The 21,547-nt window shown below is 66.5% G+C and carries 21 protein-coding genes; 14 read left to right on the forward strand and 7 right to left on the reverse strand.

Features of this window, described 5'->3' with window-relative positions:
- Positions 1-9 precede the first annotated feature (9 nt).
- The 3 genes from AOZ53_RS18825 to purF are packed head-to-tail and all read left to right on the forward strand — an operon-like array spanning position 10 to position 2,894.
- Complete coding sequence (locus AOZ53_RS18825) at positions 10-855, forward strand: SPOR domain-containing protein (protein ID WP_054431125.1); 846 nt, start codon at positions 10-12, stop codon at positions 853-855.
- Entirely contained in the window at positions 855-1,343 is a 489-nt protein-coding gene (locus tag AOZ53_RS18830; protein WP_006394480.1) for a CvpA family protein, read from the forward strand. Before AOZ53_RS18825 ends, AOZ53_RS18830 begins: the two co-directional genes overlap by 1 nt.
- A 30-nt stretch (positions 1,344-1,373) precedes the next feature.
- Positions 1,374-2,894, forward strand: a complete 1,521-nt coding sequence (gene purF / locus AOZ53_RS18835) for an amidophosphoribosyltransferase (protein ID WP_054431126.1) — start codon at positions 1,374-1,376, stop codon at positions 2,892-2,894.
- A gap of 64 nt (positions 2,895-2,958) precedes the next feature.
- On the opposite strand, the gene AOZ53_RS18840 is transcribed toward purF, so the two are convergent.
- The 7 genes from AOZ53_RS18840 to AOZ53_RS34240 form a co-directional block, all read right to left on the reverse strand.
- Positions 2,959-3,459 carry a M48 metallopeptidase family protein gene (locus AOZ53_RS18840; RefSeq protein ID WP_054476912.1) on the reverse strand — a complete coding sequence of 167 codons (501 nt, stop codon included), beginning with the start codon at positions 3,457-3,459 and terminating at the stop codon, positions 2,959-2,961.
- Positions 3,460-3,463: 4 nt separating this feature from the next.
- Positions 3,464-4,048 carry a nucleotidyltransferase family protein gene (locus tag AOZ53_RS18845; protein WP_054488888.1) on the reverse strand — a complete coding sequence of 195 codons (585 nt, stop codon included), beginning with the start codon at positions 4,046-4,048 and terminating at the stop codon, positions 3,464-3,466.
- Positions 4,049-4,064: 16 nt separating this feature from the next.
- Positions 4,065-4,550 carry a disulfide bond formation protein B gene (locus AOZ53_RS18850; protein WP_054431129.1) on the reverse strand — a complete coding sequence of 162 codons (486 nt, stop codon included), beginning with the start codon at positions 4,548-4,550 and terminating at the stop codon, positions 4,065-4,067.
- 66 nt (positions 4,551-4,616) lie between these two features.
- Complete coding sequence (locus AOZ53_RS18855) at positions 4,617-5,330, reverse strand: MarC family protein (RefSeq protein WP_054431130.1); 714 nt, start codon at positions 5,328-5,330, stop codon at positions 4,617-4,619.
- 75 nt (positions 5,331-5,405) lie between these two features.
- Positions 5,406-8,012 (reverse strand): [protein-PII] uridylyltransferase, encoded by a 2,607-nt coding sequence (locus AOZ53_RS18860; protein WP_054431131.1) that lies wholly within the window; start codon positions 8,010-8,012, stop codon positions 5,406-5,408.
- A gap of 19 nt (positions 8,013-8,031) precedes the next feature.
- On the reverse strand, positions 8,032-8,853 hold the full coding sequence (map, locus tag AOZ53_RS18865; protein ID WP_054460753.1) for a type I methionyl aminopeptidase: 822 nt from the start codon (positions 8,851-8,853) through the stop codon (positions 8,032-8,034).
- A 358-nt stretch (positions 8,854-9,211) separates the two neighbouring features.
- Positions 9,212-9,457: a hypothetical protein gene (locus tag AOZ53_RS34240; protein ID WP_156333434.1), complete on the reverse strand. Its 246-nt coding sequence runs from the start codon at positions 9,455-9,457 to the stop codon at positions 9,212-9,214.
- A gap of 223 nt (positions 9,458-9,680) precedes the next feature.
- Between AOZ53_RS34240 and rpsB the strand changes: the two genes are divergently transcribed.
- The 11 genes from rpsB (at position 9,681) to lpxD (ending at position 21,503) form a co-directional block, all read left to right on the forward strand.
- A complete protein-coding gene (gene rpsB, locus AOZ53_RS18870) occupies positions 9,681-10,430 on the forward strand; it encodes a 30S ribosomal protein S2 (RefSeq protein WP_006394493.1) in 750 nt (249 codons plus the stop codon).
- A 181-nt stretch (positions 10,431-10,611) separates the two neighbouring features.
- On the forward strand, positions 10,612-11,490 hold the full coding sequence (gene tsf, locus AOZ53_RS18875; protein WP_006394494.1) for a translation elongation factor Ts: 879 nt from the start codon (positions 10,612-10,614) through the stop codon (positions 11,488-11,490).
- Between the two features lie 96 nt (positions 11,491-11,586).
- Positions 11,587-12,303 (forward strand): UMP kinase, encoded by a 717-nt coding sequence (gene pyrH / locus AOZ53_RS18880; protein WP_006394495.1) that lies wholly within the window; start codon positions 11,587-11,589, stop codon positions 12,301-12,303.
- Between the two features lie 15 nt (positions 12,304-12,318).
- A complete protein-coding gene (gene frr, locus AOZ53_RS18885) occupies positions 12,319-12,879 on the forward strand; it encodes a ribosome recycling factor (RefSeq protein WP_054431133.1) in 561 nt (186 codons plus the stop codon).
- A gap of 166 nt (positions 12,880-13,045) precedes the next feature.
- On the forward strand, positions 13,046-13,810 hold the full coding sequence (gene uppS, locus AOZ53_RS18890) for a polyprenyl diphosphate synthase (protein WP_054431134.1): 765 nt from the start codon (positions 13,046-13,048) through the stop codon (positions 13,808-13,810).
- Positions 13,811-13,874: 64 nt separating this feature from the next.
- A complete protein-coding gene (locus AOZ53_RS18895) occupies positions 13,875-14,732 on the forward strand; it encodes a phosphatidate cytidylyltransferase (RefSeq protein ID WP_054431135.1) in 858 nt (285 codons plus the stop codon).
- On the forward strand, positions 14,729-15,928 hold the full coding sequence (locus AOZ53_RS18900; RefSeq protein ID WP_054460750.1) for a 1-deoxy-D-xylulose-5-phosphate reductoisomerase: 1,200 nt from the start codon (positions 14,729-14,731) through the stop codon (positions 15,926-15,928). The genes AOZ53_RS18895 and AOZ53_RS18900 overlap by 4 nt, the downstream gene beginning before the upstream one ends.
- A gap of 64 nt (positions 15,929-15,992) precedes the next feature.
- On the forward strand, positions 15,993-17,324 hold the full coding sequence (gene rseP / locus AOZ53_RS18905) for an RIP metalloprotease RseP (protein WP_054488890.1): 1,332 nt from the start codon (positions 15,993-15,995) through the stop codon (positions 17,322-17,324).
- A gap of 53 nt (positions 17,325-17,377) precedes the next feature.
- Positions 17,378-19,723, forward strand: coding sequence for an outer membrane protein assembly factor BamA (gene bamA, locus AOZ53_RS18910; protein WP_054431137.1), 2,346 nt, complete (start codon positions 17,378-17,380; stop codon positions 19,721-19,723).
- A gap of 110 nt (positions 19,724-19,833) precedes the next feature.
- Positions 19,834-20,394 (forward strand): OmpH/Skp family outer membrane protein, encoded by a 561-nt coding sequence (locus AOZ53_RS18915; protein ID WP_035360323.1) that lies wholly within the window; start codon positions 19,834-19,836, stop codon positions 20,392-20,394.
- Between the two features lie 14 nt (positions 20,395-20,408).
- Positions 20,409-21,503, forward strand: a complete 1,095-nt coding sequence (gene lpxD, locus AOZ53_RS18920) for a UDP-3-O-(3-hydroxymyristoyl)glucosamine N-acyltransferase (RefSeq protein WP_054488892.1) — start codon at positions 20,409-20,411, stop codon at positions 21,501-21,503.
- Positions 21,504-21,547 lie beyond the last annotated feature (44 nt).

The raw sequence follows: 21,547 nt of genomic DNA on the forward strand, positions 1-21,547 counted from the left end.
TAGGCAAACATGGGTTTTTTCAAACGCAAGGATCCTGCCGACCAGGCGCAACCCTCCAAGCGAGCGGCCGTGCCGAGCGAGGTTCAGGCGGCTGAGTTGCGCGGGCGCGCCCGGCGCAGGCTCGCAGGCGCCATCGCCCTGGTGCTGGCGGCCGTCATCATCCTGCCGATGGTGCTGGATTCCCAGCCGACGCCCGTGGCCGACAACATCCCCATCAAGGTGCCGGAACGCAATACCCCGTTCCAGCCGCAGGTGAGCGAGCCGCAGGCCAACGCGCCCGCCGCGCCGGCGCAAGGCGCCACGCCCGGCGACCCGTCCGCCATCCCGACGCCGCCGCCGATGACGTCCGGTCCGCAGGCCAGCGCGCCGCAGGCCGCGACGCCGTCCGCCACCACGCCGCCGGTTTCCACGCCGCCCGCCACGACCCCGCCCGCGGCCACGCCGCCCGCGACCGTGACGCCGCCGCGCACGCCGCCGCCCAAGCCGGAACCCAAGCCCGAGCCCAAGCCGGCCACGCCCAAGCCCGAGACCCGTTCGGACGACGGCGCCCGCGCCCTGGCGTTGCTCGAAGGCCGTTCCGCGCCCGCCGCCACGCCGGCGCCCAAGCCGCAGGCCGCCAAGGGTAATTTCGTGCTGCAGATCGCCGCCTACACCACGTCCGAGGACGCTCAGTCGCGGCGCGACAAACTGCACCAGGCCGGCGTCACCAATGCATTCGTCGAGCAGGCTTCCATCGGAGGCAAGCAGCAGTACCGTCTGCGGGTGGGGCCGTTCCCCTCGCGCGAGGCGGCGCAGGCGGCCCAGGCGCGGTTGCGCACCCTGGGTTATGACAACGGTTTCATTGCCGCCCAGTAGTGACCGGCTTCGACTTCGTCGTGCTGGCCATCCTGGTGGTATCGGGTGTGCTGGGCCTGGTGCGCGGCCTGCTCAAGGAAGTGCTGTCGCTGGTTGCGTACCTGCTGGCTTTCGTGGCCGCGATCTGGTGGGGCCCCACGGTCTATACCTGGCTGGAGCCCTATATCGAGACGACGCTGCTGCGCATGGGAGTTTCGTACGCGGTGGTTTTCATTATCGTGCTGCTCGGCGTGGGGTTGGTCAACATGACGCTTGCCGCCTTGATCCGCAGCACCGGGCTGAGCCCGGCCGATCACGGCCTGGGCGGCATGTTCGGACTGGCCCGGGGGCTGCTCATCGTGCTGGCGCTGGTCGCCGCCGCGGGCTACACGCCGCTGCCACAAGAGCCGTGGTGGAAGGACGCCATGTTTTCGCATTCGGCCATCGAGGCCATCAAACATATCAAGACGTGGCTGCCGCCGTCCCTGGCGACGTGGCTGCCGTATTGATTAGCTTCACATCAACCAGGAAATCTCACCATGTGTGGAATCGTAGGGGTCATCGGGCGCGGGCCGGTCAACCAGCTGCTCTATGACAGCTTGCTGCTGTTGCAGCATCGCGGGCAGGATGCCGCGGGCATTGCGACGTCGCAAGGCAACCAGTTCAATATGTACAAGGCGCACGGCCTGGTGCGCGACGTATTCCGCACGCGCAACATGCGTGCCCTGCCGGGCACCTCGGGCGTCGGCCAGGTCCGCTATCCCACCGCCGGCTCCAGCGCCAGCGAGGAAGAGGCCCAGCCGTTCTACGTCAACGCCCCGTTCGGCATCATGTTCGCCCACAACGGCAACCTGACCAACTGGCGCGAGCTGCGTGAGTCGCTCTACCGCGTCGACCGCCGCCACATCAACACCAATTCCGACTCGGAAGTGCTGCTGAACGTGCTGGCCCACGAGCTGCAATCGGCCGCCAGCGGTGTGTCGCTCGATGACGACGCCATGTTCCGCGCCGTTGCCGCCGTGCACAAGCGCGTGCGCGGCGCCTACGCCGTGGTGGCGCAGATTTCCGGTTACGGCCTGCTGGCGTTCCGCGATCCCAACGGCATCCGTCCGCTGTGCATCGGCCGCCAGGAAACCGACGAAGGCGTCGAGTGGATGGTGGCCTCGGAATCCGTGGCCCTGGAAGGCAGCGGCTTCGCCTTCGTGCGCGACGTCGAGCCGGGCGAAGCGGTGTTCGTCGACCTGGACGGCCGTTTCGTCAGCCGCCAGTGCGCCGACAATCCGCAGCTGGTGCCCTGCATCTTCGAATACGTCTACTTCGCCCGTCCTGATTCGCTGATCGACGGCGTGTCGGTGTACGACGCGCGCCTGCGCATGGGTGAATACCTGGCCGACAAGGTCGCGCGCAACATGCGCCTGGGCGATATCGACGTGGTCATGCCGATCCCCGATTCCTCGCGTCCGGCCGCCATGCAGCTGGCCGCCCGCCTGAACCTGGACTACCGCGAAGGCCTGATCAAGAACCGCTACGTCGGCCGCACCTTCATCATGCCCGGCCAGGCCGTGCGCCGTAAATCGGTGCGCCAGAAGCTCAACGCCATCGGCATGGAGTTCAAGGGCAAGAACGTGCTGCTGGTGGACGACTCCATCGTGCGCGGCACCACCAGCCGCGAGATCGTCGACATGGCGCGCGCCGCCGGCGCCAACAAGGTGTACTTCGCCTCGGCCGCGCCTCCGGTGCGTTTCCCCAACGTCTACGGCATCGACATGCCGACGCAGAGCGAACTGATCGCCACCGGCCGCAGCGACGAGGAAATCGCCCGCGCGATCGGCGCCGACAGCCTGATCTACCAGGACCTGCATGACATGCAGCAGGCCGTGCGCGACATCAATCCCAAGCTGTCGCGCTTCGAGGCTTCGTGCTTCGATGGCGAATACGTCACCGGCGACATCACCGCCGAATACCTGGCCCGCCTGGGCCAGTCGCGCGCGGAGTCCGGCGACGGCGAAGGCGCCAGCGGCCTGCAGTTCAACATGGGCTACGCGGCCAACGACGCCTGAGTCCGGTTCGCGCCATGAAAAAGCCGCTCCCTCGGGAGCGGCTTTTTTTATCGGCCGGCGCCTGTCACCACAGGCTGTCGCCGCTGGCCTCCAGATGGGTCAGGTACAGCCGCAGGTCGAATTCATACTGGTGATACTGCGGCTCCATCAGCCGGCACAGGTTGTAGAAGGCCTTGTTGTGGTCCTTCTCCTTCAGGTGCGCCAGTTCGTGCACCGTGATCATCTTCAGGAACTCCTCCGGCACCGTCTTGAACAGCGTGGCGACGCGGATCTCGTGCTTGGCCTTGAGCTTGCCGCCCTGGACCCGCGAGATGAAGGTGTGCTGGCCCAGCGCGTGCTGGATCACGTGGATCTTGCTGTCGAAGGCGATCTTGCTGAGCGGCGCGCCGTTGCGGATGTAGGTGTTCTTCAGGTCCACCACGTAGTCGTACAGTGCCTTGTCGGTGCGCACGGCATGCGCGCCGGCGGGATAACGGGCCCGCAGCGCCGGCCCCAGCTTGCCCTGGTCGAGCAGCGCGCGGGCCTGCGTCAGCAGGGGTTCCGGATAACCGGTCAGGTATTTCATGGCGTCAGGAAAGCGGGGAGGGCTGCACCCGCAGGCGCGGCCATTTGTCGGTGTAGCGCTTGGCCAGCAGCCGTTGCGCGTAGAGCGCGGGATCGCGCAGTCCGGGGCTGGGCCGCAGCACCAGGCCGAACAGGTCGTCCAGGCCGTGCGGCGCAAGGATGCGCAGGCGGTCATCGGCGTCGAGCGACACGCCGATACAGGTGGCGGTCTCGGGCCAGGTGGCGATGCCCGCCGCCAGCGACAAGGCCGGGGGCGGCGCGATACCGCCGTCGCGGCGCCACAGGTGGACCCGCGCCTGGTTGACGACTTCCCAGGGCGCCTGCGGCGCGGCGGCCTGCAGGCGGCGCGTGATGGCGGCCTCGTGCGCCGCCGTCAGGTCGGTGTCGTCGAAGTAGACGAAGTCCACGTCCGCTGGCGCGTGGCTGTCCGGCGGCAGGTCGTGCAGGTGGTTCCACACCAGGGTGCGGATGACGCCTGCGCCCAGGCACCAGTCGGCCGCGCCGCCGTCACGCGCGGCATGCAGCCAGCGCATCAGCGGCGCATGGCGTCGGACCAGCGCGCGCAGGCGCTCGGCGTGGATGTCGTCCAACCGCGGAATGGACCGCTCAGGCGGCGCGGCCGCGGCCGAATGCCGCGGGCAGGGCCATGAACAGCAGGATCACGAAAAGCGCCAGGCTCCACAGGGCGTATTCGATGCCCAGGACCGGCACCACCGCGTCCATGCAGGTGGCGTAGATGCCGAACAGCCACGGCACGCTGCCGTCCAGGCCGATGCCGGTCATGAAGCGGTCGGCGAAGGTCTGGTCGCACGACAGCATCTTGGCGGCCACGGTGTACTGGTACCAGGCGGCGGCGATGCCGCTGAGCGACAGCAGGCCCGCCAGGCCGGCGCAGACGCGCGTCAATGCGCGGCCGCCGCCGAAGCCGCCGATCAGGGCGATGACGCCGATCACCAGGTAGATCAGGCGCTGCATCACGCACCAGGCGCACGGCGGCATGTCGAAGACGTACTGGGAAATCAGGGCGATGCCGACCGCGCCGAAGCTGAAAAGGGCGATCAGGCGGAGCAGGCGTTCGGAACGAGAAGTCATGGTTGTTGCACGATAAGGGTTCGTCGGGGCGGGGCCCCGGGGGATGGCCAGTCCGGCCGCCAGGCGTTAGGCCTTGGGAATCGGAATTGGTTGCATGACCTGCTGCAATACCCCGAGCAGCAGTTCGCGCGAGCCTTCCCAGAAGATCTGCACGCCCAGGCACAGCATGATGAAGGCCGACATGCGCATGAACACGGCGGTGCCATTATCGCCCAGCCGGTGCAGCATCTGCGCCGCGAAGCGCAGGCAGACGTACAAAGTCAGCGAAACGACCACGATGCCGGGGATCGAGCCGCCCAGCCGCAGCAGGCTCAGCACGTGGTTCTGGTCGCGCAGCGACACGCCCACGGTGATGGCCGCGGCGATCGAGCCGGGGCCGCAACTGATGGGGAAGGTCAGGGGGTAGAAGGCGCGCGCCTTGGCCATTTCAGGGGTGAACGATTCGGCCATGCGGGCCACGCGCTCGGTGTCGGCGTCGGGCGAATTCACCAGGCGCCAGGCGCTGGCGATGACCAGCATGCCGCCGCCCACGCGCACGATCGACAGCGAGATGCCGAAGAAGCTCAGCAGTACGTTGCCGGCCACCATGGCGACGATGAGCATCAGGCCGACGTTGACGGCGACGCGCTTGGCCAGCACCGTGCGGGTGGCGGACGAGGCGCCTTCGGTCAGGGACAGGAAGATGGGCGCGATCGCCGGCGGATTCAGGAACGGCAGCAGCGTCGCCAGCGCGAAAAAGAAGCTGGTCCCCAGCACCCGCAGGTATTCGTTTAGCTCCATCGCACGGTATCGCCAAGCCGAAAACCGGATTGTATGCGGTCGGCGGCTGTCTGGCGATGGGCCGCGGGTCCGGCTTCAGGCGGCCTGTTGCCGGACCTCGTCGCCGGCCAGCGCATCGAGGATGTCGCGCTCGAACTGCATCTGGCTGCGCGGCCGCGTCAGCGCCGCGCCATCGACGATGAAGACGTCTTCCACGCGGTCGCCCAGCGTCATGATCTTGGCCATCAGCAGGTTCACCTCATGCTCGGCGAAGACCCGCGCCAGGGCGTGCAGCAGGCCGGGGCGGTCGGTCGCGGTGACCGACAGGCGCCACGAGGTGCTGCGCTCGTCCGGCTGCAGCTCGGCCTGTGGCATGATCGGGAACACCCGCGACATGCGCGACTGGCGGCCGCGGCCGTAGTAGCCGCCGCGGGTCGCGGGGGCCTGGGCGGCCGCCTTGGCGTCCTTCAGGCGTTCGGCCAGCTCGTGTTCGACCAGCGTGGCCTGCGCGCGCAGGTCGCTGGCGCCCTCGGGCAGCAGCACGATGAAGCTGTCTAGCGCCCAGCCGTGGCGCGTGGTGTGGATGCGGGCGTCCTGCACCGACAGCGACTTGGCGTCGAAGTAGCCGCAGATGGCCACGAACAGGTCGGGCACGTCGCGCGTGTAGACCATGATCTGCAGGCCTTCGCCCTGTTCGGTGGGGCGGGCCCGCACCACCGCGTGGGCCGGCGCCACCTGGTGATACAGGTGACGCGTGTGCCAGGCGATGTCGGAGGCGTCGTGGCGCAGGAAATAGGCCACGTCGAGCTGGTTCCAGAACGCCTCGCGGGCGTCGTCGCGCAGGCCGGCCAGGCGGGTCAGGCGCGCGGCCTCCTCGCGGCGTTCGGTCAGCACGGTGTGGGCGTCGGCGTGGGCGCCGCCCAGCGCCGCCAGCGTCAGCTTGTACAGGTCCTCGAGCAGCTTGCCTTTCCAGGCGTTCCAGACCTTGGGGCTGGTGCCGCGGATGTCGGCCACCGTCAGCAGGTAGAGCGCGGTCAGGTGGCGTTCGTCCTTGACCGTGGCGGCGAAGTCCTGGATCACGGCGGGGTCGGACAGGTCGCGCTTTTGCGCCACGGCCGACATCAGCAGGTGCTGGCGCACCAGGAATTCGACCAGCCTGGCGTCTTCCGGCTCCATGCCGTGGTCGTGGGCGAACTTGCGCACCTCGCGCGCGCCCAGCTCGGAGTGGTCGCCGCCGCGGCCCTTGGCGATGTCGTGGAACAGCGCCGCCACGTACAACAGCCAGTGCCGGTCCAGGCCGGCGATCAGCTGGCTGGCCAGCGGATACTCCTGGGCATGCTCGGGCATGGTGAAGCGGCGCAGGTTGCGCACCACCGCCAGCGTGTGCTGGTCCACCGTATAGGCGTGGAACAGGTCGTGCTGCATCTGGCCGACGATGCGGCGGAACACCGGCAGGTAGCGCGGCAGGATGTTCAGCATGGTCATGCGGCGCAGCTCGTGCACGATGCCGCGCGGCTGCTGCAGGATCTGCAGGAACAGCTTGCGGTTGACCGGGTTGCGGCGGAACTGCGCGTCGATGCGATGGCGCGAGTGCCAGATGGCGCGCAGCGTGCGCGCCGACATGCCGGTCAGTTCGGGATGCTGCTGCATCACCAGGAAGGCGCGCAGCAGCAGCGTGGGGTTCCGCTCGAAGCCGTCGTCGCGGATGATGTCGAGACGGTCGCGCAGGTTGCGGAAATCGTCGTCGATGTCGTGCGCGTCGCTGTCGGGGCGCGGGAACAGGCGTTCCTCGATGTTCTGCACCAGGATGCCGTTGAGCTGCGTCACCAGGCGCGCGGCCCAGTAGTAGCGTTGCATCAGCAGCTCGCTGCCGCGCCGCGTGGCGGTGGCGTGGATGCGGTAGACCTCGGCCAGGGCCGGCTGCAGGTCGAACAGCACGCGGTCTTCGCGGCGCCGGGCCAGCAGGTGCAGCTCGATGCGCAGGCGCTTGAAGGCCTGTTCGGCCTTGCGCAGGTCGCGCGCCTCGGACGGGGTCAGCAGGCCTGCCTGCGCCACCGCGCGCCAGTTCTCGCCGAAGCCGGCCGCGCGCGCCATCCACAGGATCACCTGCAGGTCGCGCAGGCCGCCGGGCGATTCCTTGCAATTGGGTTCGAGCGCGTAGGGCGTGTCCTGGTAGCGCGCGTGGCGCTGCTGCATCTCGACGCGCTTGGCGCGGAAGAACGCGCGCGCGTCCAGCCGCGACTGGGTGGCGGCCTCGAACTTCTTCATCAGCGTGCGGCTGCCGGCCAGCCAGCGCGATTCAAGCAGCGCGGTTTCCACTGTGATGTCGGCGTCGGCCTCGCGCTCGCAGTCCTCGATGGTGCGCACGCTGTGGCCGGGCTCCAGGCCCAGGTCCCAGAGCGAGGCGACCAGCTGCTCGATGGCGGACTCGTCCTCGGCGGTGGGGGCGTGCGGCAGCAGGATCAGCAGGTCGACGTCGGAGTGCGGGTACAGTTCGCCGCGGCCGTAGCCGCCCACCGCCGCCAGCGTGGCGCCGGCCGGCAGGGGATAGTGCTTGACCAGGTCGCGCAGCGCCGCGTCGACGATGCGGCGCAGTTCGCCCAGCAGCGTGTCGGGGCGTTCGTGCTCGCGGAACTGGGCCACCGCGGCTCGCCGGGATTCCTGGATGCGTTCGCGCAGGGTGCTGAGGATGTCGGCGGTCATGGTGGCGGGCGGCCGGCGGTCAGACGGCGGGGATGACGATCGGTTCGGTGATGAAGGCGGGCGGCTTGGGCATGCCGGGCGACAGGGTCAGGACCTCGTAGCCGGTGTCGGTGACGCAGACAGCATGCTCCCATTGGGCCGACAGGCTGTGGTCGCGCGTCACGACCGTCCAGCCGTCGGACAGCTGGCGGATCTCGCGGCGGCCGGCGTTGATCATCGGCTCGATGGTGAACAACATACCCGTCACCAATTTCACGCCGGTGCCCGGCTTGCCGTAGTGCAGCACCTGCGGGTCTTCGTGGAAGCGCTGGCCGATGCCGTGGCCGCAGAATTCGCGCACCACCGAAAAGCCATTGGCCTCGGCGTGCTTCTGGATGGCGTTGCCGATATCGCCCAATGTGGCCCCGTTTTTGACCTGCTGGATGCCTTTCCACATGCACTCGAAGGTGATGTCGGTCAGGCGGCGCGACAGGATCGACTGCTCGCCCACCGGATACATGCGGCTGGTGTCGCCGAACCAGCCGTCCTTGATGATGGTGACGTCGATATTGAGGGAGTCCCCGTTTTTCAGGGCCTTGTCGCCGGGGATGCCGTGGCAGACCTGGTGGTTGACCGAGGTGCAGATGGCGCCGGGGAAGGGCGGGTAGCCGGGCGGGGCGTAGCCGACGGTGGCGGACTGCACCTTGAGCTCGTCGGTCAGGTATTCCAGGCAGAGGCGGTCCAGTTCCCCGGTGGTGACGCCAGGCTTGACGTAGGGGGTGATGAAATCGAGGACTTTGGCGGCGTCCTGGCAGGCCGCGCGCATCTTGGCCAGGTCGGCCGGATTGGTAATGGTGCCCATGGAATGACTGACGGATCTCGCTTGAATGTCTGCTTGAAAGAATAGTAGAATTATAGGCTTCCCTAAAATTTTGGGGAGCAATCTGGGTAGCGGCAAGCGCCGATCCCGGCGGGTGGGGGTGGAATCATCCTGGCCACCCGGTTGGTTGTTCGACCCTGCGTGTCGGGTCGCACCGTATCTTGTGAGATCGGTGGCGGGTTCTGGAGTTTCATCGCAAGCGAAGGTTGTGGTGGGAATTCGGGCCGGTCGCCAGGTTCCGGGAGGCGGGGCGGCGCGGCAGGTGGGCGAGGGCGGCGGGCCGGGAAGGTTGGGGCGTGTACATCTTCCAGGCTGGGGCGCTGCGTGCTCGCAAGCCCGGTCATGTTTTCGAGCAGCGATGCAGGTTCAAGGCGGCTGCCGGCTTAAGTTCTTGGAAAACCCGGTTTTTTTTAAAACCTGTCTTTCCTGAAGAAATGCCCCCGGCGACTGATGCGCGCGATGGTTGCGAAACCAGGGCGCGAGAGAGCTGGATTTCGCTGCCAACAAAACAGGTCCGGGTGCGCTGGAAGAAACTGCCAGGAATTTCCTGGCGGGTCGGACGGCGCGATGCGTGCAGGCGGGGCAAGGCGCTTCGTCGTGGCGGCCGTCTGGGTTTATCGCGGCAGCGTAGCAAGTGACGTGAGGGGCGAATCGCCCGGCAGCGTCGGAGTATTGCGGCAGTGATCGGCCGGCCCGGTTAAAATCGTTATCTATCCCGCATGTGCGGGAAATCGCGCGCAACACCACCCAGGGTGTCAGCCAGAGGCTGATGCAGGTGCGGCGCAAGAAATCAACCCTTGGAGAAAGTTATGTCTTTGATGCGCGAAATGCTGGAAGCGGGTGTCCACTTTGGTCACCAGACCCGCTACTGGAACCCCAAGATGGCCCCCTTCATCTTCGGCCATCGCAACAAGATTCACATCATCAACCTGGAAAAGACGGTTGATAAGTACCAGGAAGCCACCAAGTTCGTGAAGCAGCTGGCTGCTCGCGGTGGCAACATCCTGTTCGTCGGCACCAAGCGCGCTGCCCGCGAGCTGGTCGCCGCCGAAGCCGCCCGTTGCGGCATGCCCTTCGTCGACGCCCGCTGGCTCGGCGGCATGCTGACCAACTTCAAGACGGTCAAGACCTCGGTCAAGCGCCTGAAGGACATGGAAGCCGTGGTCGCCGAAGGCGGCGCCGAGCGCATGATCAAGAAGGAAGGCCTGCTGTTCCAACGCGAACTGGACAAGCTGAACAAGTCGATCGGCGGCATCAAGGACATGAACGGCCTGCCCGATGCCATGTTCGTGATCGACGTCGGCTACCACAAGATCGCCATCGCCGAAGCCAAGACCCTGGGCATCCCCGTGGTCGCCGTGGTTGACACCAACCACTCGCCCGACGGCATCGACTACGTGATCCCCGGCAACGACGACTCGGCCAAGGCCATCGCGCTGTACGCCAAGGGCATCGCCGACGCCGTGCTGGAAGGCCGCGAACAGAACCTGAACGGTCTGGTCGAAGAAATCGGTGAAGGTCAGGAAGAGTTCGTCGAAGTGCAGGACAACCAGGCCTAAGCCTGCTGTCATGTCCGGCGGTTAGTGTCTGGGGGCGGTCGCGGAATGCGGCGTGCCCCCGCCTCGCCGGCAGTGCGAAGGTGGGCTCCCATCTTCCTCATCCGCAGCTTGCGGACGTCTCATCGAATCACACCAATGCCCCGGCCCGCCGGGGCATGTCTTAGCAAAATTTGGAGCTAACATGGCTGAAATTACCGCCGCCCTGGTCAAGGAACTGCGCGAGAAGACCGATGCGCCCATGATGGAGTGCAAGAAGGCCCTGACGGAAGCCGAAGGCGACCTGGCCCGCGCTGAAGAAATCCTGCGCGTCAAGCTGGGCAACAAGGCCAGCAAGGCTGCCGCCCGCGTCACCGCCGAAGGCCTGATCGGCCTGTTCATCTCGGCCGACGCCAAGCAAGGCGCCGTCATCGAAGTGAACTGCGAAACCGACTTCGTTGCCAAGAACGACGACTTCGTCGCTTTCGTCAACAAGCTGGCCGAGCTGGTCGCCACGCAGAACCCCGCCGATGTGGCCGCCCTGTCGGCGCTGCCCTACGGCGAAGGCACCATCGAATCGACCCGCACCGCCCTGATCGGCAAGATCGGCGAGAACATCTCGATCCGCCGCTTCGAGCGCATCCAGACCCCGAACGCGCTGGCCAGCTACGTGCACGGCGGCAAGATCGGCGTGCTGGTGGAATACGCCGGCGCCGAGGAAGTGGGCAAGGACCTGGCGATGCACATCGCCGCGACCAAGCCGAAGGCCCTGAACGCCGACGGCGTGAATCCGGCCGACATCGCCGCCGAACGCTCGGTCGCCGAGCAGAAGGCCGCCGAATCGGGCAAGCCGGCTGAAATCGTCGCCAAGATGGTCGAAGGCTCGGTGCAGAAGTTCCTGAAGGAAGTGACGCTGATGTCGCAACCGTTCGTCAAGGACGACAAGAACACCGTCGAACAGATGCTCAAGGCCAAGGGTGCCTCGATCACCAAGTTCGTGCTGTTCGTCGTCGGCGAAGGTATCGAGAAGAAGACCAGCGACTTCGCCGCTGAGGTTGCCGCCGCCGCCGCCGGCCGCGCCTGATCTCAGGGTAGTGCTTAGAGGCCGGCGCTAGATTATTCTAGTCCGGCCTATTTCTTGTCTTAAACTTTCGTCGGATTGTTCTTCGGGATATCACCTATGAGCAGCAGATCATACAAACGGGTTCTTCTCAAACTTTCCGGCGAGGCGCTGATGGGCGATGATGCATTCGGCATCAATCGCGCCACCATCGTCCGCATGACCGATGAGATCGCCGAAGTCGCCGCCACCGGCGTCGAGCTGGCCATCGTCATCGGCGGTGGCAACATCTTCCGTGGCGTCGCCCCGGGTGCGCAGGGCATGGACCGCGCCACCGCCGACTACATGGGCATGATGGCCACCATCATGAACGCGCTTGCCCTGCAGGACGCGCTCAAGCACAAGGGTATCGACACCCGCGTGCAATCGGCCCTGAACATCGACCAGGTCGTCGAACCGTACATCCGCCCCAAGGCCCTGCGTTACCTCGAAGAAGGCAAGGTCGTCATCTTCGCCGCGGGCACCGGCAACCCGTTCTTCACGACCGATACCGCGGCCGCCCTGCGTGGCGCCGAGATCGGTGCGGAGATCGTGCTGAAGGCCACCAAGGTCGACGGCATCTACAGCGCGGATCCCAACAAGGATCCTTCCGCCACGCGCTATGCGCGCATCAGCTTCGACGAGGCCATCGTCCGCCGCCTGGAAGTCATGGACGCCACGGCGTTCGCGCTGTGCCGCGACCAGAAGCTGCCGATCAAGGTGTTTTCGATCAATAAGTCGGGCGCGCTCAAGCGCGTCGTCAGCGGCGAAGACGAAGGCACGTTGGTACACGTTTAAAGAAAAGGAATATCCATGAGCGTCGCAGAAATCCGCAAATCCGCCGAAGCCAGGATGGCCAAGTCGCTTGACACGCTCAAGACCAACCTGGCCAAGATCCGCACGGGCCGCGCCCACACCGGCATCCTGGACCACGTGCAGGTCGAGTACTACGGTTCGCCCGTGCCGATCAGCCAGGTCGGCAACGTGAACCTGATCGACGCGCGCACCATCAGCGTCCAGCCCTACGAAAAGAGCATGGCCGCCGCGATCGAGAAGGCCATTCGCGAATCGGACCTGGGCCTGAATCCCATGTCGATGGGCGACAGCATCCGCGTGCCGATGCCGGCGCTGACCGAAGAGCGTCGCCGCGACCTGACTAAGGTCGTGCGCAGCGAAGGCGAGGATGCCAAGGTGGCCGTGCGCAACCTGCGTCGCGAAGCCAACGACACGCTCAAGAAGCTGGTCAAGGACAAGGAAATCTCCGAGGACGACGAGCGTCGCGCCCAGGACGACGTCCAGAAGCTGACGGACCGCAACGTGGCCGACATCGACAAGATGGTCACGCAAAAAGAAGCGGAAATCATGACCGTATAATCCTTGCAGAGCCGGAGCGGGCAGCAAGCCGCCCCGGCGCCAGGATTTTTGCCTTCGCGCCGTCCTATCCATTGCTTCGCAGCACACTGACGCAGCGGTGGATCGACGGCGCGGGTTTTTCCCCGTATTCCCTGTTTTACGCCGGTCGACGGCGCTCCCCAGACCCATGGCAACCAGTTCTACCCAGGCGGTTCCCGATACCCGCGACATCCCGGAGCACGTGGCCATCATCATGGATGGCAACGGCAGATGGGCGACGCGGCGGCTGTTGCCGCGCACGGCCGGACATGCCAAGGGTGTGCAGGCGGTGCGCCGCGTGGTCGAGGCCTGCGGCCGGGCCGGCGTGCGTTACCTGACGCTGTTCGCCTTCAGTTCCGAGAACTGGCGCCGGCCCGCCGAGGAAGTGTCGCTGCTGATGCGCCTGTTCGTGCAGGCGCTGGAGCGCGAAGTCGGCAAGCTGGAAGAGCAGGGCGTGCGCCTGCACGTCATCGGCGACCTGTCCGCGTTCGAACCGCGCCTGCAGGAACTGATCTTCGCCGCCCAGGCCCGCACCGCCCACAATGATCGCCTGCACCTCACGGTGGCGGCCAACTATGGCGGCCGCTGGGACATCCTGCAGGCCACCCGCGCCATGCTGGCGGCCGAACCCGCCCTGGCGACGCAGCCGCAACTGGTCGACGAGGCGCGGCTGGCGCGGCATCTTTCCATGTCCTGGGCCCCCGAGCCCGACCTGTTCATCCGCACCGGCGGCGAGCAGCGCATTTCCAATTTCCTGATCTGGCAGATGGCGTACGCGGAGTTCTACTTCACCGACCGTTACTGGCCGGATTTCGGCGCCGACGAGCTGCGCCAGGCGTTCGACTGGTACCGGACGCGCGAGCGCCGCTTCGGCCGCACCAGCGCCCAGCTCACCGAAACCGGCGAAAAATAGTCCGGCCGCGGCTCGCCGCGCCCCGCGCGCGGCGGCTGTGGGCCGACCCGAGGAGATCGTCACCATGTTGGGCCAGCGTATCGTTACCGCCATCGTCCTGCTCGCCGTCCTGGCGGCCGCGATGATGAGCGCCAATCCCTGGTGGTTCGTGGCGCTGCTGGCGCTGGCGGCCGCCTGCGCCAATTGGGAGTGGCTGCGCCTGACGCTGCCGCAGCCGCCGTCGCCCGTGATCGCCGCGGGCATTCCCGTCCTGTTGTTCGCGGCCATGCTGGCCCTGGCGTCGGCCTGGCTGTCGGGCCAGCGCGATGGCATCGCGGATCCGTCCTGGATCCTGCGCTACGCCGCGCCGCTGGTCGCCGCGGTGTGGCTGTTCGGCGCCACCGCCGCGGTGGTGCGCGGCCGTTCCGACGCCGCGCCGGCAAGCCTGGCGTGGTCGCTGTTTTCGGTGCCGGCCGCGTTCACCGCCTGGGCGGTGCTGGCGCAGATGTTCATGGCGCGCGGCGCCGCCTTCGTGGTGTCGCTGCTGGCCCTGGTGTGGGTCGCCGACATCGCCGCCTATTTCGCCGGCCGCGCGTTCGGCAAGCGTAAACTGGCGCCGCGGGTCAGCCCCGGCAAGACCGTGGCCGGCGCGGTCGCCGGCGTGCTGGGCGCGGTCATCTGGATCGGCCTGTCGAGTTTGTGGGAAGGCACGTTCGGCCACGCGCTGGTGGCGCACTGGTCGTTCTGGCTGGCGCTGCCGATCGCGGCGCTGCTGGGGGTGTTGTCCATCATCGGCGACCTGTTCGAGTCGTTGCTCAAGCGCCGCGCGGGCCGCAAGGATTCCAGCGCGCTGCTGCCGGGCCACGGCGGGGTCTATGACCGTATCGACGCGATCCTGCCGGTCGCGCCGTTGGCGCTAATCTTGTCTGGAGTGTTGTTTTGACGGCTTTTCAACGCGTCGTGGTGCTGGGATCGACCGGCTCGATTGGCGAGAGCACGCTGGACGTGATCGCGCGCCATCCGGACCGCCTGGCGGTGTATGCCCTGTCTGCCTACAGCCGCATGGAACGGCTGGCCGAGCAGGCGCTGGCCAGCCGCGCCGCGGTGGTGGTGGTGCCCGACGCCCGGGCGCGCGACAAGTTCGTGGCGGCCTGGCCGGCCGGCCAGGCGACGCCCGAGATCCGTGTCGGCGCCCAGGCCCTGGCCGACACCGCGGCCGATGCGCAGTGTGACGCGGTCATGGCCGCCATCGTCGGCGCCGCCGGCCTGCCCGCGGCCCTGGCGGCGGCGCGCGCCGGCAAGCGGGTGCTGCTGGCCAACAAGGAAGCCCTGGTCGCGGCTGGCTCGCTGTTCATGCAGGCAATTCGCGACAACGGCGCCGAATTGCTGCCTATCGACAGTGAACACAATGCCATTTTTCAGTGTCTGCCGCATGGCGGCCGGGCCGCCGCGCCCGACGCGCCGGCGCCGGGCGTGCGCCGGCTGCTGCTGACCGCCTCGGGCGGCCCGTTCCGCGGCCGCGACCTGGAGGACCTGCACGAGGTGACGCCGGACCAGGCCTGCGCCCATCCGAACTGGAGCATGGGCCGCAAGATCTCGGTCGATTCCGCCACCATGCTGAACAAGGGCCTGGAGGTGATCGAGGCGCACTGGCTGTTCGCCATGCCGGCCGACCGCATCGAGGTGGTGGTGCATCCGCAGAGCGTGATCCACTCCATGGTCGAGTACAACGACGGCTCGATCCTGGCGCAGCTGGGCCAGCCCGACATGCGCACGCCGATCGCCTACGGCCTGGGCTTTCCCGAGCGGCTGGACAGCGGCGTGGGCGCGCTGGACCTGACCCGCCTGGGCCGGCTCGACTTCGAAAAGCCCGATCTGGCGCGCTTCCCGTGCCTGGCGCTGGCGTTCGACGCCTTGCGGGCCGGGCAGGGCGCCTGCATCGCCCTGAACGCCGCCAATGAGGTGGCGGTGGACGCCTTCCTGTCGGGGCGCCTGGGGTATACCTGGATACCGCGGGTTATCGAGGCGACCCTGGAGTGGCAGGGGGGGCAATCATCTGTTACGCTCAACAGTCTTGACGATGTGCTGGCGCTGGATGCCGCCGCGCGCGTTTACGCCGGCAATCTCGGCCTGGCGTGATGGCCGCGCAAGCCCCTCGCGCCCCATTGATCCCTTGCGTTGATTCCTTGATTTCCTGACCCCGATGCTTTTCACCCTGCTGGCCTTTGCCGTCGCGCTTGGCTCCCTGATCATTTTTCATGAATTGGGGCATTATTGGGTGGCGCGGTTGTGCGGCGTCAAGGTGCTGCGCTTTTCGGTCGGCTTCGGCAAGGTGATCCTGCGCCGCACCGACCGTCATGGCACCGAATGGGCCCTGTCGGCCTTGCCCCTGGGCGGCTACGTCAAGATGCAGGACGACGCCCCGGCCGGCGCCAGCCCCGCCGAAGCGGCGGGCGCGTTCAACAACAAGTCCGTCGGCAAGCGCATCGCCATCGTCGCCGCGGGCCCCATTTTCAATCTCATCCTCGCGGTCTTCCTGTATGCCGGCCTGAACATGGCGGGCACCGAAGAACCGGTGGCCGTCGTCGCCCAGCCCGAGGCCGGGACGCCCGCCGCGCGCGCCGGCCTGGCCGCGGGCGACCGCATCCTGTCCATCGACGGCCAGGAAGTCGTGTCCTGGCCCGACGCCCGCTGGCGCCTGATGGACGTGATGGCCACTGGCGGCCGTACCCAGATCGAAGTCGCCACGCCCGGCGGCGGCTCGCAGCAGCGCGAAGTGACCCTGCCGGCCAATGCCATGGACCCGGCCGGCGGCGATCCGCTGCTGGCCGCTGGCATCAGCCTGGTCCGGCCCAAGCCCGCCGTGCGCGTCGTCAACGACGGCGGCGAAGGGCAGGCGGCCGGCCTGCGCCCGGGCGACCTGATCGTGGCCGTCAATGGCCAGCCCACCCCGGATACCGGCAAGCTCGTCCAGCAGATCCAGGAAAGCGCGGGCAAGGCGCTGGCGCTGACGCTGGTGCGCGACGGCGCCCAGATCACCCTGAATGCCACGCCGCGCGCGGAAACGGTCAATGGCCAGGTCGTCGGCCGACTCGGCGTCCAGCTGGGCGGCGACGTGGCCACGGTGACGGTGCGCTATGGCGTCTTCGACAGCCTCTGGCGCGGCGCCGTCCGCACCTGGGACACCGCCCTGTTTTCGCTGCGCATGATGGGCCGCATGGTGACGGGCGATGTTTCCTGGCGCAATGTCAGCGGCCCGGTCACGATCGCCGATTATGCCGGCCAGACCGCCCGGATCGGCATTGTTGCGTATATCGCCTATATCGCGTTGATCAGTATCAGCCTTGGAGTACTAAATTTGCTGCCCATTCCTATGCTGGACGGTGGCCATCTGCTGTACTATCTCGTCGAAATTGTGCGGGGCAGTCCGCCGCCCGCACGGTGGATCGATATCGGACAGCGCGCAGGCATTGGTTTATTGGCAAGCCTGATGGGGCTTGCGTTGTTCAATGATTTCACGCGCTTGTTCACTTAAGCGCCAATTAGCATAAAATCCCCCGCCATTTGCACGACCGAGGATACTCAAGGATGTCTTTTCGCCGGATGTTTCATCACAAAAAGGGTGTACTGCCGGGCATAGTGCCGAGTCTGATCGCCGCATTGCTGCTGCCAGGCATGGCCCACGCCTTCGACCCTTTTGTCGTGCGGGATATCCGCGTAGAAGGGATCCAGCGAACCGACGCCGGCACCGTCTTCGGTTATCTGCCCGTCAAGGTCGGTGAGAAATTCACCGAGGAAGAGGCCACCGAGGCGATCCGCCGCCTGTACGGCACGGGGTTTTTCACCGACGTGCAGATCCAGACCGACAATAATGTCGTGGTCGTGGTGGTTCAGGAACGTCCGACGATTGCATCCGTGAATTTCAACGGCATGCGCGAATTCGATTCCAAGGCCATTACCAAATCGCTGGGGCAGGTCGGTTTCGCCGAAGGCCGCATTTTCGACCGCTCGATGCTCGAGCGCGCCGAATACGAACTCAAGCAGCAGTACCTGTCCAAGGGCAAGTACGGCGTCGAGGTCACCTCCACCGTCACGCCGCTGCCGCGCAACCGCGTCGGCGTGAGCTTCGACGTGTTCGAAGGCTCGGTCGCCCGCATCCAGGAAATCCGCTTCGTCGGCAACAAGGCCTTCTCGGAAAGCGATCTGCTCGACGAGTTCAAGCTGACCACGCCGGGCTGGCTGACCTGGTACACCGATACCGACAAGTACTCGCGCGAAAAGCTCGAAGGCGACCTCGAACGCCTGCGTTCGTTCTACCTGGACCGCGGCTACCTCGAATTCACGGTCGAGCCGCCCCAGGTCACGATCTCGCCCGACCGCAAGGACATCCGCATCACCATCACGGTCCATGAAGGCGAGCCGTACAAAGTGCGCAGCGTCAAGCTGGCCGGCAACCTGATCGGCCTGGACAAGGAAATCAACAACCTGGTCAAGATCAAGCCGGACGAAACCTTCTCGGCGGCCAAGGCCAACGATTCGGCCAAGGCGATCACCGACTATCTGGGCGAGCTGGGCTACGCGTTCGCCAACGTCAACCCGAACCCGCAGCTGGACCGCGCCAAGCACGAGGCCGACCTGACGTTCTACGTCGATCCGAGCCGCCGCGTGTACGTGCGCCGCATCCAGATCGGCGGCAACACCCGCACGCGCGACGAAGTCGTGCGCCGCGAAATGCGCCAGCAGGAAGCCGCCTGGTACGACGCCAAGGACATCAAGACCTCGCGCGACCGCGTCGACCGCCTGGGCTACTTCAGCGACGTCAACGTCAAGACCGATCCGGTGCCGGGTTCGCCCGACCAGGTCGACGTCAACGTCGACGTGAAGGAAAAGCCCACCGGCATGATCAACCTGGGCGTGGGTTACGGTTCGTCTGAAAAAGCGATCCTGTCCGCCGGTATCAGCGAAGACAACGTGTTCGGCAGCGGCACCAACCTGACGCTGCAGTTGAACACCAGCAAGACCAACCGCGCGATCGTGCTGTCGCACACCGATCCGTACTGGACCAAGGACGGCATCAGCCGCACCACGTCCGCGTACTACCGCGTGACCGAGCCCTGGAACAACAACGACGGCGACTACCGCGTCAAGTCCATGGGCCTGGGCATGAACTTCGGCGTGCCGATCTCCGAATACGACCGGATCTTCCTGGGCGCCAACCTCGAGCGCAACCAGATCGACCTGTTCTCGAATTCGCCGCTGGCCTACCGCAACTTCGTCAATCAGTATGGCGACTCGACCAACTCGGTGATCTTCACCGCCGGCTGGTCCAACGACACCCGCGACAGCGCCCTGGCGCCGACCAAGGGTTCGTACACCCGCCTCAAGAGCGACTTCTCGACGGTCGACCTGAAGTACTACATGCTCACCGGCCAGCAGCAGTACTTCATCCCGCTGGGCGGCTCGTACACCCTGGCGCTGAACGGCATGGTCGACTGGGGCCAGAGCTACGGCGGCAAGGACTACCCGATCATCAAGGACGTGTACGCTGGCGGTATCGGCACGGTGCGCGGCTACGAAGGCTCGTCGCTGGGTCCGCGCGACTCGGTCACGGGCGATTACCTGGGCGGTTCGCGCCGCATCGTGGCGAACGCGCAGCTGTACCTGCCGTTCCCGGGCGCGTCCAAGGACCGCACGCTGCGCTGGTTCATCTTCAGCGACGCGGGCCAGGTGGGCGCGGGCAGCGGCCTGTCTTGCACCAACGGCAAGCCGGGCAGCGAGGTCGACGATCCTTGCGGCTGGCGTTTCTCGGCCGGTATCGGTCTGTCGTGGCAGTCGCCGATGGGCCCGCTGCAGCTGTCGTACGCGCGTCCGCTCAATGCCAAGCCGGGCGACGACAAGCAGAGCTTCCAGTTCCAGATCGGGACCGGGTTCTAAGCACTGGCGTTACGCTTGAAAACAAGGGAGAGGACCCCTGGTCCGGCTCCCTTGCCGTTTAGTGGCACAATACATACTTTGGCTTTGCCTTACTGGAAGGTGAGATTTTCATGATGTCTGACTTCGCACTTAAATCATCGAATTCGCCGCGCGTTAATCGTCGTGGCAAGCTGGGCGGCTCCATTGCCCTGGTGGGTGCGCTCATTCTCGGTTCCGTCGCGGCGGTGCCCGCTCAGGCTCAGAACACCAAGATCGGCTTCGTCAATACCGAGCGGATCCTGCGTGAGTCCGGTCCGGCCAAGACGGCGCAAAGCAAGATCGAAGCCGAATTCAAGAAGCGTGACGACGAACTGCAGCGCCTGAACACCAGCCTGCGTTCGCAAGCCGAAAAATTCGACAAGGACGCGCCCGTGCTGTCCGAGTCCGACCGCGTCAAGCGTCAGCGCGAGCTGTCGAACCTGGATACCGACCTGCAGCGCAAGCGCCGCGAATTCCAGGAAGACTTCAACCGTCGCCGCAACGAAGAGTTTTCCAGCATCGTGACGAAGGCCAACGAGGCCATCAAGCGCATCGCTGAACAGGAAAACTACGACCTGATCATCCAGGACGCCGTCACGGTCAACCCGCGCATCGACATCACCGACAAGGTGATCCAGAGCCTGGGCAAGTAAGCTGCAGTCGCCGTATGCCGGTTCTACTGGATCTTGCCCGCGCGCCGACGCTCGAAGCGCTGTTGAGCGCCGCCAATACCCAGGGCATGGACTGGCGCATCAGCGCGCCCGCCGGCGCAGACCCCTTGCGGGTCTGCGGCATCGGCACCCTGGCTTCGGCCAGCGGCCAGGAAATCAGTTTCCTGGCCAACCCCAAGTACCAGAGCCAGCTCGCCGCCACCCAGGCGGGGGCGGTGATCGTCTCGGCCGACGTGGCCGAGACGCTGGAAGCCGCCGCCGACCGGCCGCGCTTCACGCTGGTCGTCTGCAAGCATCCCTATCTGCTGTACGCCCGCGTGGCGCAGTGGTTCGACGCCGCCCGGCGTCCGGCCCTGCCTGCGTCCACGCATCCCTCGGCGGTGGTCGCGCCTGACGCGCACATCGAAGAAGACGTGCGTATCGGTCCGAATTGCGTGATCGAATCGGGTGCGCGCATCGGCCGCGGCAGTGTGCTGGGCGCCAGCTGTGTCATCGGCGCCGGGTCCTCGATCGGCCCGGACAGCCGTCTGCATGCGCACGTCACGCTGTACGAAGGCGTGAAGATCGGCGCGCGCGCCATCATCCACAGCGGCGCGGTGCTCGGCGCCGACGGTTTCGGTTTCGCGCCGGATCCATCGCTGGGCAAGGGCGCCTGGGGCAAGATTCCCCAGCTGGGCGGGGTGTCGGTGGGCGACGACGTCGAAATCGGGGCCAATACGACCATCGACCGCGGCGCGCTCGAAGACACCGTCGTGGGCAACGGCGTCAAGCTCGACAACCAGATCATGGTGGCCCACAACTGCCGTATCGGCGCCTACACCGCGATCGCGGCGTGCGTCGGCGTGGCGGGGTCCACCACCATCGGCGAGCGCTGCACCATCGGCGGCGCGGCCATGCTGTCGGGGCACCTGACGCTGGGCGACGACGTACACATTTCGGGCGGCACCGCGGTGACGTCCAACATTTCCAAGCCTGGCCGCTATACCGGGGTGTACCCGTATGCGGAACATGGCGAATGGCAGCGCAACGCCGCCGTGATACAACAGTTGGCGCAATTGCGCCGCCGCTTGCGGACGCTGGAAAAAGACTAGGGCGCCGCCATGCCGCCCTGGCGCTCGCGGCGCCGACAGATTTA

This window comes from Achromobacter sp. 2789STDY5608621 (assembly GCF_001299375.1).
Taxonomy (GTDB): Bacteria; Pseudomonadota; Gammaproteobacteria; order Burkholderiales; family Burkholderiaceae_B; genus Achromobacter; species Achromobacter insuavis.